This window comes from Knoellia sp. B-D-2 (assembly GCF_057714695.1).
Genome location: NZ_CM173189.1, coordinates 768,781 through 782,537, shown reverse-complemented (window position 1 = coordinate 782,537; position 13,757 = coordinate 768,781). Strand labels below are relative to the sequence as shown.

General features: G+C 70.2%; 13 protein-coding genes. 6 read left to right on the top strand and 7 right to left on the bottom strand.

Going from position 1 to position 13,757, the window contains the following annotated elements:
- Positions 1-41: 41 nt before the first annotated feature.
- Complete coding sequence (gene truA, locus AC3EU2_RS03655) at positions 42-887, top strand: tRNA pseudouridine(38-40) synthase TruA (protein WP_488178391.1); 846 nt, start codon at positions 42-44, stop codon at positions 885-887.
- A gap of 11 nt (positions 888-898) precedes the next feature.
- On the opposite strand, the gene AC3EU2_RS03650 is transcribed toward truA, so the two are convergent.
- Complete coding sequence (locus AC3EU2_RS03650) at positions 899-1,561, bottom strand: LmeA family phospholipid-binding protein (protein WP_488178390.1); 663 nt, start codon at positions 1,559-1,561, stop codon at positions 899-901.
- Positions 1,562-1,726: 165 nt separating this feature from the next.
- Between AC3EU2_RS03650 and AC3EU2_RS03645 the strand changes: the two genes are divergently transcribed.
- Together AC3EU2_RS03645 and AC3EU2_RS03640 are read left to right on the top strand one after the other, a co-directional pair.
- Entirely contained in the window at positions 1,727-3,673 is a 1,947-nt protein-coding gene (locus tag AC3EU2_RS03645; RefSeq protein ID WP_488178389.1) for an alpha-amylase family glycosyl hydrolase, read from the top strand.
- Between the two features lie 70 nt (positions 3,674-3,743).
- Positions 3,744-4,841: a pullulanase X25 domain-containing protein gene (locus tag AC3EU2_RS03640; RefSeq protein ID WP_488178388.1), complete on the top strand. Its 1,098-nt coding sequence runs from the start codon at positions 3,744-3,746 to the stop codon at positions 4,839-4,841.
- A gap of 72 nt (positions 4,842-4,913) precedes the next feature.
- Here the strand turns inward: AC3EU2_RS03640 and AC3EU2_RS03635 are convergent, their stop codons facing one another.
- Together AC3EU2_RS03635 and AC3EU2_RS03630 are read right to left on the bottom strand one after the other, a co-directional pair.
- Entirely contained in the window at positions 4,914-6,188 is a 1,275-nt protein-coding gene (locus AC3EU2_RS03635; protein WP_488178387.1) for an MFS transporter, read from the bottom strand.
- Positions 6,185-6,796 carry an ArsR/SmtB family transcription factor gene (locus tag AC3EU2_RS03630; RefSeq protein ID WP_488178386.1) on the bottom strand — a complete coding sequence of 204 codons (612 nt, stop codon included), beginning with the start codon at positions 6,794-6,796 and terminating at the stop codon, positions 6,185-6,187. The genes AC3EU2_RS03635 and AC3EU2_RS03630 overlap by 4 nt, the downstream gene beginning before the upstream one ends.
- A 274-nt stretch (positions 6,797-7,070) precedes the next feature.
- Between AC3EU2_RS03630 and rplM the strand changes: the two genes are divergently transcribed.
- The 3 genes from rplM (at position 7,071) to glmM (ending at position 9,588) form a co-directional block, all read left to right on the top strand.
- Positions 7,071-7,514 (top strand): 50S ribosomal protein L13, encoded by a 444-nt coding sequence (gene rplM / locus AC3EU2_RS03625; RefSeq protein ID WP_488178385.1) that lies wholly within the window; start codon positions 7,071-7,073, stop codon positions 7,512-7,514.
- A complete protein-coding gene (rpsI, locus tag AC3EU2_RS03620) occupies positions 7,514-8,029 on the top strand; it encodes a 30S ribosomal protein S9 (protein ID WP_488178384.1) in 516 nt (171 codons plus the stop codon). The genes rplM and rpsI overlap by 1 nt, the downstream gene beginning before the upstream one ends.
- 212 nt (positions 8,030-8,241) lie before the next feature.
- On the top strand, positions 8,242-9,588 hold the full coding sequence (gene glmM, locus AC3EU2_RS03615) for a phosphoglucosamine mutase (RefSeq protein ID WP_488178383.1): 1,347 nt from the start codon (positions 8,242-8,244) through the stop codon (positions 9,586-9,588).
- 15 nt (positions 9,589-9,603) lie between these two features.
- Here the strand turns inward: glmM and AC3EU2_RS03610 are convergent, their stop codons facing one another.
- From AC3EU2_RS03610 to AC3EU2_RS03595, 4 genes are all read right to left on the bottom strand, one after another.
- On the bottom strand, positions 9,604-10,467 hold the full coding sequence (locus AC3EU2_RS03610; protein WP_488178382.1) for an amino acid ABC transporter ATP-binding protein: 864 nt from the start codon (positions 10,465-10,467) through the stop codon (positions 9,604-9,606).
- Between the two features lie 2 nt (positions 10,468-10,469).
- Entirely contained in the window at positions 10,470-11,294 is an 825-nt protein-coding gene (locus tag AC3EU2_RS03605) for an amino acid ABC transporter permease (RefSeq protein WP_488178381.1), read from the bottom strand.
- Positions 11,295-11,390: 96 nt separating this feature from the next.
- The gene (locus AC3EU2_RS03600; protein WP_488178380.1) at positions 11,391-12,230 is read right to left on the bottom strand and encodes an ABC transporter substrate-binding protein; all 840 of its coding nucleotides are present in this window, start codon (positions 12,228-12,230) and stop codon (positions 11,391-11,393) included.
- Between the two features lie 139 nt (positions 12,231-12,369).
- Positions 12,370-13,728, bottom strand: a complete 1,359-nt coding sequence (locus AC3EU2_RS03595) for a GH1 family beta-glucosidase (RefSeq protein ID WP_488178379.1) — start codon at positions 13,726-13,728, stop codon at positions 12,370-12,372.
- Positions 13,729-13,757 lie beyond the last annotated feature (29 nt).

Sequence of the window (13,757 nt, the reverse complement as noted above, 5' to 3'; positions counted from 1 at the left end):
CGATCGCACCACGACCCCGTGGTGACCTAGGCTGCCGAGCCATGACGGTGCTGCGGGTGCGGATCGACCTCGCCTACGACGGCACCGACTTCTCGGGGTGGGCCGCGCAGCCCGGCCGACGGACCGTCGAGGGCGAGCTGTCGACGGCCCTGACGACGCTCCTGCGTGCACCGGAACCGGTGCGGCTCACCGTCGCCGGCCGCACCGACGCCGGGGTCCATGCCCGCGGACAGGTCGCCCATGCCGACGTGGACGAGTCCCTGTATGCCCTCCTGCCCGGACGGTCCTCGCGCTCGGCGGAGGAGGCGGCGCGCACCCGCCTCGCCGGCCTGCTCCCGGCCGACGTCGTGGTGCGCCGGGTGAGCCGGGCCCCTGACGGCTTCGACGCCCGCTTCTCCGCGCTGCGACGGCGCTACCGCTACCGGATCTGTGACGACCCGGGAACCCTCGACCCCCTGAGGCGTCACGACACGGTCGTCGTCAAGGACCGGCTCGACCTGCCCGCGATGGTTGCAGCGAGCGAACGGCTCATGGGCCTGCACGACTTCGCGGCGTTCTGCAAGAAGCGGGAGGGCGCGACGACCGTCAGGACCCTGCTCGCGTACGCGTGGGAACGTGAGCCGGACGGCACCGTCGCAGCCACTGTGGTCGCGGATGCGTTCTGCCACAGCATGGTTCGCGCGCTCGTGGGATCCGTCGTCCCCGTCGGACTGGGGCGCGCCGACGTCGCCTTGCCCCATGAGGTCCTCACCGCGCGCGCCCGAGATCCCCGGGTGAAGGTCATGCCCGCCCACGGGCTCTCGCTCGAGGAGATCTCGTACCCACCCGACGCGGAGCTGGCGGAGCGAGCCCGGCAGGCCCGCTCGACGCGCACCCTCGGGGACTGAGGGCGGCCGCCTCAGCGGGTGATCGCGACGTCGTCGCCGCGCAGATGGGCGCGGAAGCCGCCGGGCTGCACCGAGACCGACGTGAGCGCCATGCCCTCGGGGACGCCCTCGACCGTGTGCCGGATGGTCACGAGCTGCCGGACGAGGGCCGAGGCCGCCGAGTCGAGCCAGTCGGGGCCGTCGAGGTCGAGCGTCTCGGGCTCGATGACCAGCCGTCCGTCAACGGCCCGCACGGTCCCGGTCGCCCGCACCTCGACGTCGCGCCCCAGGACGCTCACGCCGCGGCGCAGGCCCGCCAGACCCGCGTCGGCGGCGTACAGGCTCACCCCGCCGCCGATCTGGCTGGCCGCGGTCGCGAACGGCAGTGTCGCGTCGATGTCGAGCCGCCCGGCTCGCAGGCCGTCGGCCGTGAGGGTGACACTCGACCCCACGGCCGTCACGTCACTGAGGCCACCGTCACCGGTCGCCACGTCGGCGCTGGTCAGGCGCACGTCCTCGAGCCAGGTCTCGCCCACGGCGAGGTCCGTCGGCGCCGTGGTCGGCGTCGACGCGGTGGCGGCGGGCGAGGGGACGTCCGCGCCGGTGCCCGGGCTGCCCACCGACCAGACGACGGCGAGCACGGCGACGACGAGGGCGACGAGCATCGAGGCGGCCCCGAGGGCGAACTGCTTCACCCGCCACATCCTGCCCTGTGCGCCTGCCGCAGACGGATCCGTCGGCGGCAGGCACACAGGGCAGGGCGTGGGGTGCCTGTAAACCGTTTTCGCAGCTAGCCTCGACGACAGACATCCCTTCCGCGGGGCCAACGACGGCAGCGCGGGGACCCCGGAGGAGCAACGATGCCCAGTCCACGCCGCCTGCTAGCCGTCGCGGCAGGAGCCGCAGTCGCCCTGACACCCGTGGTGGGATCCTCGCTCCCCGCCGCAGCGGAGACGACCACCGTCGCCCTCGTCGGCTCGCTCCAGTCCGAGATCGGCTGCCCCGAGGACTGGAAGCCGGAGTGCGCGGCCTCCGAGCTGACCCGCGTGGGTGACACGACGGCATACACCAAGACGTTCACCGTGCCCGCGGGGACGTACGAGTACAAGGTCGCCCTCAACGACACCTGGGCGGTCAACTACGGTGCCGGCGGCGTGCTCGACGGAGGCAACCTCCCCCTCGTGCTCGAGGCCCCGGCGACGCTGACGTTCACCTACGACGACGCCACGCACCTCGTGAGCCTCACGCCCCAGAGCCTCTCCGGGGGCACGACGGCGGGTGACGCGGCGCTCGCCCAGAGCTCGCTGCGCCCGCCCCTGACGCGTGAGCGGTTCTACTTCCTCATGGCCGACCGGTTCGCCAACGGCAGCACCGCCAACGACCGGGGCGGGCTCACCGGCGGTCCGTTGACGACGGGGTTCGACCCGACCAACAAGGGCTTCTACCACGGTGGCGACCTCAAGGGCGTCATCAACAAGCTCGACTACATCAAGGGCATGGGGACGACCGCGATCTGGCTCACGCCGAGCTTCAAGAACAAGCCGGTCCAGGGCAAGGCGGGTGCGGAGAGCGCGGGCTACCACGGCTACTGGATCACCGACTTCACCCAGATCGACCCCCACCTCGGCACCAACGAGGAGATGAAGGCGCTCATCGCCGCGGCCCACAAGAAGGGGATGAAGGTCTTCTTCGACATCATCACCAACCACACCGCGGACGTCATCGACTACGAGGAGCAGCAGTACACCTACCGCTCCAAGAGAGCGTTCCCGTACAAGGACGCCGCCGGAGAGGCCTTCGACGACCGGGACTTCGTCAACGAGACGTTCCCGGAGATGGACCCGGAGACGTCCTTCCCGTACACCCCGGTCCTCCGCCCGGGCGACGAGGACGCCAAGACGCCCGCCTGGCTCAACGACCCCCTGATGTACCACAACCGCGGTGACTCGACCTTCGCCGGCGAGTCCTCGACCTACGGCGACTTCATCGGGCTCGACGACCTGTTCACGGAGCGGCCCGAGGTCGTCGAGGGCATGGGCGAGATCTACAAGCAGTGGGTCGACTTCGGCATCGACGGCTTCCGCATCGACACCGTGAAGCACGTCAACCTCGAGTTCTGGCAGAAGTTCATGCCGGACCTGCTCGAGCACGCGGCGAAGAAGAACGACGACTTCTTCGCGTTCGGCGAGGTCTACGACGGCAACCCCGCGGTGATGTCCGAGTACACGACCCGCGGCAAGCTCCAGGCGACCCTCGACTTCGGCTTCCAGCAGCAGGGGGTCGACTTCGCCAAGGGCAAGCCGGCCGGCGCGCTCGCGGACTTCTTCGCCAAGGACGACTGGTACACCGACGCCGACAGCAACGCCTACCAGCTGCCCACCTTCCTCGGGAACCACGACATGGGTCGTGCCGCGATGTTCCTCAAGGACGGCGTGACGAGCGAGGCCCAGCACCTCGCCCGGGTGAAGTTCGCCGACTCGCTGATGTTCGCGACGCGCGGCAACCCGGTCACCTACTACGGCGACGAGCAGGGCTTCGTCGGCACCGGTGGCGACCAGCTGGCCCGCGAGAACATGTTCGCGAGCAAGGTCGACGTCTACAACACCGAGGACGTGCTCGCGGGGCCGGAGGGCTCGCGCGACCGGTACTCGACCACCCACCCGCTCTACGAGCACATCAAGGCACTGTCGGCGGTGCGCGCCAAGCACCCGGCGCTCGCGGACGGCGCCCAGGTCAACCGGTACGCCGCCCAGGGCGCGGGCATCTTCGCCGTGTCCCGGATCGACGCCGGTCAGAACGTCGAGTAACGTCGTCGCGGCCAACAACGACAGCAAGCCCGCGTCCGCGACGTTCCCGACGTGGAGCAAGGGCAAGGGCGTGGTGTTCACTCCGGTGTCCGGCACCGACACAGCCGTCAAGCCGACGGCCGACGGCTCGGTGAAGGTCACGGTGCCGCCGCTGACCGTCAGCGTCTGGCGGGCCAACAAGCCCATCGCCACCGCTGGCGCCGCACCGACCGTGGAGCTGTCCGCGGGGTCGGGCTCCACCGTGGCCGGCCGCGCCGAGGTGGCGGCGGACGTCACGACGAGCACGTTCGCGCAGACGACGTTCCTCTACCGCCCGGTCGGGACGGCGACGTGGCGCCCCATCGGAACCGACGACAACGCCCCCTTCCGCGTCTTCCACGACGTCGCAGGTATGCCGCTGGGCTCCGTCCTCGAGTACCGCGCGGTCGTGCGTGACGCTGCGGGCCGTGTGGCCGCGGACGGCACGTGGGCCTCGGTGGTCGCGGAGGCCACCGGCGGCTCGACGGAGGGTGAGATCGGCGACCCGCCGGCGACCCAGCCGACGGCGGTCTCCGTGCCGGGGACGCACAACTCGGAGATGGGGTGCCCGACCAACCTCGGCGTCAGCGGGGACTGGGCACCGGACTGCGACCAGGCCCAGCTGACCCTCGACCCCGACGACCTCATCTGGAAGAAGACGTTCACGATTCCGGCCGGGCCGTACGCCTACAAGGTGGCGCACGACCGCTCGTGGACCGAGGCCTACGGCGACGGTGGCGGGACGGAGAACATCTCGTACGAGACGCTCGACGGGACGGTGACGTTCTTCTACGACCCGCGGACCCACTGGGGCACCTCGGACGAGCAGACCGAGATCATCACCGCGGCCGGCACGTTCCAGTCCGAGCTCGGCTGCCCGGCGGACTGGTCCCCGGACTGCATGCGCCCGTGGCTGCAGGACAAGGACGGCGACGGCGTCTTCACCTGGGCGACGACGAAGATCCCCGCGGGCACCTGGCAGTTCAAGATCGCCCACGACCAGTCGTGGACCGAGAACTACGGCGACGGCGGCGTCCTCAACGGCGGCGACATCAGCGTGATCGTGCCGAGCGACGGGGCGACGACGAACTTCGTCTACGACTCGGCGACCCACCGCACCACCGTCACGAGCGTCGCCGCCGCCCCGTGACCCCGCGACCCGCGCTTGCGTCTGCGTGGATGGTCGAGAACCTCACCATCCACGCAGACGCAAGCGGGGGGATCAGGTGACGGGGGCCGGGCGGGCGCCCTTGAGGGCGCGCTCCTGGCGCAGCGCCGGGAGGTAGAGGAACGCGCCCAGCACGCTGACGAGCCCGGCGACGACCATCGCCGTCTGCACCGAGGTGGTCGCGGCCAGCCACCCGATCGTCGGCGCGGCCACCGAGCCACCGGCCTGCATGACCATCGAGTTCATCGACAGCACGGTGGCGCGGTTGCGGGCGCTCGCCTCGCGGTGGAGCAGGGTCAGGTGCGGGGCGCCACCGACGCCGTGCAGCATGTAGGTGACGAGGTAGGCCCCGACGAGGCCGGCCGGACCGAGCATGAGGCCCATGAAGGCCGCGCCGAGGCCGTTGAGGATGCGTGCCGCGATGGCCGCGCGCACGACGCCCCACCGTCGCATCATCCGGCCGGCGACGGCCGACCCGATGGCGAACACCGCCCACCCGCCCGCGGCGACAGGCCCGAGGAGGGCGCCGGCGTCCGTGGTGCCGAGCATCTCGGCCAGCCGGATGGGGAGCATCGTCTCGAAGACCATCATGCCGATGACCCAGAAGAGCTCGACGCCGACCAGCCCGGCGAGGATCCGGTTGTGCCTCAGCAGGGTCAGCCCGTCGCCGATGACCTTGGGGGTGTCCCTGGCCGAGTCCAGGGCCTGGCGCGCCCGCGTCGCCTCCGACGCCTCGCGCGGCTCGTGGACCATCGTCAGGGTGAGGGCGAGGTGGACGACGGCGAAGGCGATGGAGACGACGATCGGGAAGGCGATGGCGCTGTAGTCGGGGAACGGGTGCCACAGGATCAGTCCGCCGGAGGCCAGCGACCCGCCGGCGATGGCGACACCGACGATGGTGCCCTGGGCGGCGAGGGCCTGGTCGACGTCCGCCCCGGGCTCGGTGAGGTGCACGGTGTCGACGAACCACGCCTCGAGCGGGCCCGAGTCGAGCGCGCGGTAGATCCCCAGGAAGCCGGCCGCCAGCGCGAACTGCCAGAACGTCGTCGCGGTGAGGTAGAGGACGCCCGCGACGACGTTGACGACGCCGGCCGCGATGAGGACGGCCTTGCGGCCGAAGGCGTCGGCGAAGCCGCTCGTCGGCAGCTCGAGGAGCAGGACCATGACGCCCTGCGCGGCGCCGTAGGTCATCGTCTCCTGGACGGTCAACCCGCGTTCGAGCGCGAAGAGGGTGAACACCCCGATGACGAACCCGACGGGCAGCCACCGGGTGGCGGTGAGGACGAGGAAGACGCGGCGGGCGGCGGCGGGGGAGAGGTGGGTACTCACGCCTCCTCCCCGCGCGGGATGCGGTCGAGGTCGAGCGGGTAGGCGACGCTGTAGACAGCCAACCGCCGCGCCGCCGGGTTGCCCTGGCCCACACGTCGGTACCGGGTGATGACCTCGTCGATCTCGGCGTTCATCGCCTGGAGCTGGGCAGGGGTGGCCACGACGTAGGAGTCGTTCATCCCGGCGGCGTCCCGCCAGGCGACCGGCCAGGCGCCCTCGACGTCGAGCCACTTCTCGAACTGCTCGGCGAAGTGCCTCGTGTAGTCACGCACGAGCCAGTTGAGCGCGGTCTCGGAGTCCTCGTCGCCGGCGAAGTCGCTGGCGTCGAACTGGTGGCTCTCGGTGGCGGCGCGCCACAGCCGCCGCTTGCCCTCGCCGTCCCCCGTGTCGGCGACCAGCCCCACCGCCTCGAGCTTGCGGAGGTGGTAGCTCGTCGCTCCCGAGTTCGTGTGCAGGGTCGCGGCGAGGTCGGTCGCCGTTGCCGGCCCACCGCGTCGGAGGGTGGAGAGCAGTCGCGAGCGGAGCGGGTGGGCGAGCACCTTGAGCGAGGTCGCGTCCAGCCGGATGCCGGTGAGACCACGGGTGTTGACGGACGGTTCGGAGGCCATGCGTGCACAATACCTCTGCACACTCCGTTTGCACAAGGAGTGTGCACGGCCGGGCAAAGTCGCTGTCCGTGCAGGTCAGCGGGGGTTTCGGTGGGTGCGGCCCGGGATTTGGGCACACGGGCGTCCCCCCGTAAACTTGGTGACTGTTGTGCCGTGCGCCCTTCCCAGGGTGGCCCGAGAGGTGAGAGCCCTGGCGGGAGCACACGGCATACCCCTGACGGCCGGATGTTCACCGTCGCCAGGTTCCCGTTCCATCCACACGTTAGGTAACACCGTGCGTACCTTCACCCCGAAGTCGGGCGACATCACGCGGCAGTGGCACGTCATCGACGCCACTGACGTCGTGCTGGGGCGCCTCGCGAGCCAGACCGCGATCCTGCTGCGCGGCAAGCACAAGGCGACCTTCGCCCCCCACGTCGACACCGGTGACTTCGTCATCATCATCAACGCCGACAAGGTCGCCCTCACCGGCGCCAAAGCCGAGCAGAAGCGTGCCTACCGTCACTCGGGCTTCCCGGGTGGTCTCCGGAGCCGCACCTACGTCGAGATGCTCGACAAGTTCCCCGCGAAGGCCGTCGAGAAGGCCGTGCGCGGCATGCTCCCGCGGACCACGCTCGGTCGCGCGCAGCTGACCAAGCTCAAGGTCTACGCCGGCTCCGAGCACCCCCACGCGGCCCAGCAGCCCAAGCCCTTCGAGATCACCCAGGTGGCCCAGTAATGACCGAGAACACCTCCATCGAGTCGCCCGAGCTCGGCACCGACGCCGACGACGTCGAGATCTCCGAGTACACCTCGGAGTCCTCCGGCGACATCGCGGGCGAGGAAACCCGCCGTCCCACCGCCTCCGCCCCCGGCGCTGCCACCGGTCGCCGCAAGCAGGCCATCGCCCGCGTGCGCATCGTCCCCGGCACCGGTGAGTGGAAGATCAACGGCCGCTCCCTCGAGGGGTACTTCCCCAACAAGGTGCACCAGCAGATCGTCAACGAGCCGCTCGCGGTCCTCGAGCTCGTCGGTGCGTACGACGTGCTCGTGCGCGTCCACGGTGGTGGCCCCTCCGGCCAGGCCGGCGCCGTCCGTCTCGGTGTCGCCCGCTCGCTCAACGGGGTCGACGAGGAGCTGAACCGTCCGGCACTCAAGAAGGCCGGCTTCCTCACCCGTGACGCCCGCGTCCCCGAGCGCAAGAAGGCCGGTCTCAAGAAGGCCCGCAAGGCGCCCCAGTACTCCAAGCGCTGATCCCGCTGGCGCGGTCTCATCGCTTGGCTCCTCAAGCGCTGATCCCGCTGGCGCGGTCTCATCGCTTGGTTCCTCACGCGCTGATCCGGCGTTCCGCAACGAAGGCGGCATCCCTCGGGGGGTGCCGCCTTCGGCATGCGGCGGTAGGTTGTCTCGTCGGCCGTCTCCACGGCCCGCGACGTTCGTAGGACGAGGAAAGGCACGGCACGCGCATGGCACGACTGTTCGGGACCGACGGGGTTCGAGGACTCGCCAACGTCGACATCACCGCAGACCTCGCCCTGGGGCTTGCCGTCTCGGCGGCGCACGTCCTCGGTCGTGAGGCCCGCGAGGCGGGGCGCCGGCCCAAGGCCGTCGTCGGACGCGACCCGCGGGCATCGGGGGAGTTCCTCGGCGCGGCCGTCGTCGCCGGGCTCGCCTCCGCCGGGGTCGACGTCCACAACGTCGGGGTGCTGCCCACGCCGGCAGTCGCCTTCCTCACCTCCGACATGGACGCCCACTTCGGCGTCATGCTCTCGGCCTCGCACAACGCCATGCCCGACAACGGCATCAAGTTCTTCGCCTCCGGGGGACACAAGCTCCCCGACTCGGTGGAGGACGAGATCGCGGCGGGTCTCGGCCGCGAGTGGGAGCGTCCCACGGGGGCCCAGATCGGACGGGTGCACCAGAACCGCGCCGGGCAGGCCCGCTACGTCGCGCACCTGCTCCAGGCCCTGCCCAACCGCCTCGACGGGCTCACCGTCGTCATCGACGGCGCCCACGGCGCGGCCTCGTCCGTCTCACCCGAGGTGTTCCGCCTCGCCGGGGCCGAGGTCATCGAGATCGGCACCGAGCCGGACGGTCTCAACATCAACGACGGCTACGGCTCGACCCACCTCGACCACCTCAAGCAGGCCGTCGCGGCCAAGGGGGCCCACATCGGCATCGCCCACGACGGCGACGCCGACCGCTGCCTGGCCGTCGACGCCGACGGCAACGAGATCGACGGCGACCAGATCATGGGCATCCTCGCCGTCGCCCTCAAGGAGCGCGGTGCGCTCGCCGGCGACACCCTCGTCGCCACCGTGATGAGCAACCTCGGCCTCCTCCAGGCCATGGAGCGCGAGGGCATCACCGTGAAGCAGACCGGCGTGGGGGACCGCTACGTCCTCGAGGAGATGCGCCGGTCGGGCCACACGCTCGGCGGCGAGCAGTCCGGCCACGTCATCATGATGGAGCACGGCACGACGGGCGACGGCGTCCTCACCGGCCTCATGCTCGCCGCGCGCATGGCCGAGACCGGCCGCACCATCGCCGACCTCGGCACCGTCATGACCCGTATGCCGCAGGTGCTCGTCAACGTCAAGGGCGTCGACAAGGCCCGCGTCGACACCGACGAGGGCGTGCAGGCCGCCGTCGCCGCGGAGACGGTGCTCCTGGACGGCAAGGGCCGGGTCCTGCTGCGCAAGTCCGGCACCGAGCCGGTCGTGCGCGTCATGGTCGAGGCCGTCACGGCGGAGGACGCGCAGGACGTCGCCGACCGCCTCGTCAAGGTCGTCAAGGACCGCCTCGCCCTCTGACGAGCGCGAGCCGGGTCAGCGCTGGGGGTCGAGAGGGACGTTCGGCCTCGCGGCGGCTCCTGCGGCGGCGTCGGCCCGGTGACGCTCGGCGTGGGCCGCATCCTCGGCTCCCGCCTCGACGTGCGTCGGGTCGAGCACCCGCTGGAGGAAGACCTTGGTCCGCTCCTCGGTGGGCGCTCCGATGACCTGGCTGGGGGCGCCCTCCTCGACGATCGACCCACCGTCCATGAAGATCACCCGGTCGGCGACCTCGCGCGCGAACGCCATCTCGTGCGTGACGACGAACATCGTCATCCCCTCGGTGGCCAGGCGGCGCATGACCGAGAGGACGTCACCCACGAGCTCGGGGTCGAGGGCCGAGGTCGGCTCGTCGAAGAGCATGAGCTTGGGGTCCATGGACAGGGCGCGCGCGATGGCCACGCGCTGCTGCTGACCGCCGGAGAGCTGGGCGGGGAAGGCGTCGGCCTTCTCGGACAGCCCGACCTTCTCGAGGTTCTCGCGGGCCTTGGCCTCGGCCTCGGTCTTGGACCGCTTGAGGACCGTGGTCTGGGCGACGGTGCAGTTGTCGAGCACCGACAGGTGCGGGAAGAGGTTGAACTGCTGGAAGACCATGCCCATGTTGCGGCGGATGGCGTCGATGTCGCAGTCGGGGTCGGTGACCTCGTCCCCGCCGACCTTGATCGAGCCGCTCGTCGGCTCCTCGAGGAGGTTGATGCACCGCAGGAACGTCGACTTGCCCGACCCCGACGGACCGATGACGCAGACGACCTCGCCCTGGTGGATGGTGGCGTCGAGGCCCCGGAGGACGTGGTTGGAGCCGAACGACTTGTGGAGGTCGGTGACCTCGACGACGGGTGCTCCGGTGGCGGTGGCGGACATGCTCAGCGCTCCTTCTTCTGGCGGGCTTCCATGCGGCGCACGATGAGGGACAGCGGGAGGGTGATGATGAGGTAGCAGAAGCCCGCGACGACGAGCGGGGTGAGGCTGGCGTTGTCGCTCGAGAGCTGCCGCCCGTACTTGGTGAGCTCGTAGCCGCTGGCGGAGAGGCCGAGCACGTAGACGAGCGAGGAGTCCTTGACGAGCAGGATGAGCTCGTTGGTCAGGGGCGGGGTGATCACCCGAAACGCCTGAGGGAGCACGATCTTGCGGGTCGCGACGCCGGACGGCATACCGAGGGAGCGAGCCGCCTCGATCTGGCCCGGAGGGACCGCCTGGATGCCGGCCCGGATGGTCTCGGCCATGTACGCGGAGGCGACGAGGCCGAGGGCGACCCAGACCGTCCCGTACGGGTCGTAGGGGATGACGAAGCCCTCGAAGGCGAGCGACATGAGGCCGAAGGCGATGAAGACGATGATCGCCGGGAGTCCACGGAAGAACTCGATCCAGACGGTGGCGATCCACCGGTACGGGGCGACCGACGACAACCGCATGAGCGCCAGGACGGTGCCGAGCAGCAGACCGATGACGAAGGCGCCGGCGGTGTAGACGATCGTGTTCTTGAGTGCCGACCCCACACCTTCGGTCAGGGTCGTCTTGATGAGGTCGGTTCGGAAGAACTGTTCCTGGATCTGGCCCCAGTCCGCCGTGAGCCCGAGGGCCAGTGCGACGACCACGAGTACGGCGTACTGAGCCCACCGGATCCGTTGGGCGCGCTTGCGCGGGGACAGCTTCTTCTTCGGGGGAGCGTCAGTGGTGGTGGTGCTCATGCGTTCTCCTGCCCTGCTGCGGGTGCTGGGACCAAAGACGCCGAAGGGCGGCGGTCCGGTCGAACCGTACCGCCGCCCTCGGCGTCGAAGGAAGGATCACTTCGGGGCGTCGACCCCGAACCACTTCTTGTAGATGGTGTTGTAGCGGCCGTCGGCCTTGGCGGCCTTGAGGATCTCGTTGGCCTTCTCCGCGAGCTTCGTGCCGTTGGGGTCGTCCTTCTTGAACATCAGGCCGTACTGCTCGCCGGTGTCGAACTCCTTGACGACCTCGGTCGTCGGGTTGTCCTTGGCGTAGTCGAGGAGCGGGCCGTTGTCGTTGATCGCGCCCTCGACGCGACCGGCGAGCACGCCGGCGAGCTGGGTCGGCAGGTCGTCGAAGACGACGGGGGTGAAGCCGTTGGCGCCCTTCTCCTTCTCGGCGAACTCCTGCCCGGTGGTGTCGGTCTGGACACCGAGCTTCTTGCCCTTGAGGCCCGCGAGGTCGGTGATCCCCGAGTCCTTCTTGACGATGAGGGCGGCGGTGGAGTCGAAGTACGGGTCCGAGAAGAGGACGGCCTTCTTGCGCTCGTCGTTGATGGTCGTGGCACCGAAGCCGGCGTCGCACTTCTTGGCGGCGAACGCGGCGCCGGAGGTGATCGTCGCGAACTCGATGTCGACGACCTCCTGCTCGAGGCCGAGGTCCTTGGCGAGCAGGTCCATGAGGTCGACGTCGAAGCCGACGACCTTGGACCCCTCCTTGAACTCGAACGGCTTGTACGACAGGTGCGTGCAGGCCTTGAGCTTGCCCGAGGTGATGGTCGTGATGCCGCTGGAGTTCGAGGCGGCGGGGTCGGCGTCGCCGTCGCCGTCGCTGGAACCGCAGGCGGCGAGGGCGAGCGTGGAGACGAGGGCTGCGGCAGCGAGGGCGCTGGCGCGGCGGGTACGTGAGGTGGTCACCGGTACTCCTTGGCAGTAGTGGACGTGGTCGACCCACGTCTGACTAGTCGCTGACCCTACCCAGCGGTGGGGCGGATGAGCCGTTTTTCTCCCATCAGACCCCCGAATCGTGACCTGTGTTGCGTCGGTGTTGCCGCGCTCAGCGCTGGTGGGCGGCGATGATCCGGGCGTACTCGTGCCCGGAGTCCTTGACCGTCCGCTGCTGCGTGTCGTAGTCGACGTGGACGATCCCGAAGCGCTTGCTGTAGCCGTACGCCCACTCGAAGTTGTCCATGAGCGACCACGCGAAGTACCCGCGGACGTTGGCGCCGTCGTCGATGGCGCGGTTCACCGCCTCGAGGTGGCCGTGGAGGTATGCCGTCCGGTCCGGGTCGTGGACCGCGCCGTCCGCGTCGACGACGTCGGGCCAGGCGGAGCCGTTCTCGGTGATGTAGATCGGCAGCCCCGACTCCCGCGACGACCGCAGGATGATGTCGCGGTGGCTGTCGGGCGAGATCTCCCAGCCCATGTCGGTCAGCGGCGGGTGCGGGGCGGTCTCCTCGACGCCGTCGCAGCCCGGCATCGGGTTCTCCGCCCCCTCGGTGAAGCGCACTCGCGTCGGGAAGTAGTTGTTGACCCCGAGGTTGTCGAGGGGGTCGCTCGTGACCGCGAAGTCGCCGTCGTGGAGGTAGGCGTGGTCGGTGAGGTGCGCGGTGTCCTCGAGCATCCCCTCGGGGTAGGCCCCGTGGAACAGCGGGCCGAAGAAGATCCCGTTGAGGGCGTTGTCGGCACGGCGGACGGCGTCGACGTCGCGCTCGTCCGGGTCCTCGGGGCCGTGGACCTGGGTGGGGTTGAGCGTGATGGAGACCTCGGCGCCGGGGGAGAGCTCGCGGATGACAGGGACCGACATGCCGTGCGCGAGGGTGAGGTGGTGCGCGGCGACCAGCGACTCGGCCGCGTCCGTGTGCCCGGGCGCGTGCGCGCCGATGGCGTAGCTGAGGACCGAGGAGCACCACGGCTCGTTGAGGGTCGTCCAGTTGGTGACCCGGTCCCCGAGCGCCCCGACGACGGCGGCGGTGTAGTCGGTGAACCAGTCCTTGACGTCGCGGTTGAGCCAGCCGCCGCGCTCGTCGAGCACCTGCGGGAGGTCCCAGTGGTAGAGCGTGACGAACGGACGGATCCCGTTGTCCAGCAGCCGGTCGACGAGGCGCGAGTAGAAGTCGAGCCCGGCCTGGTTCACGGTGCCCGTCCCGGTCGGGATGACGCGCGGCCACGCCACCGAGAACCGGTACGCCTCGAGGCCGAGGCCCTTCATGAGGTCGACGTCGGACTCCATGCGGTGGTAGTGGTCGCACGCGACCTCGCCGGACTCGCCGCCGAGCACCTTGCCCGGGGTGGCGCTGAACGTGTCCCAGATGGACGGCGAGCGGCCGTCCTCGGACACCGCACCCTCGATCTGGTAGCTCGCGGTCGCTGCTCCCCAGAGGAAGCCGTCGGGGAAGGTCGTCTGGAACGTCATGGACCCACGGTAGTGCTGCCCCGAGAGCT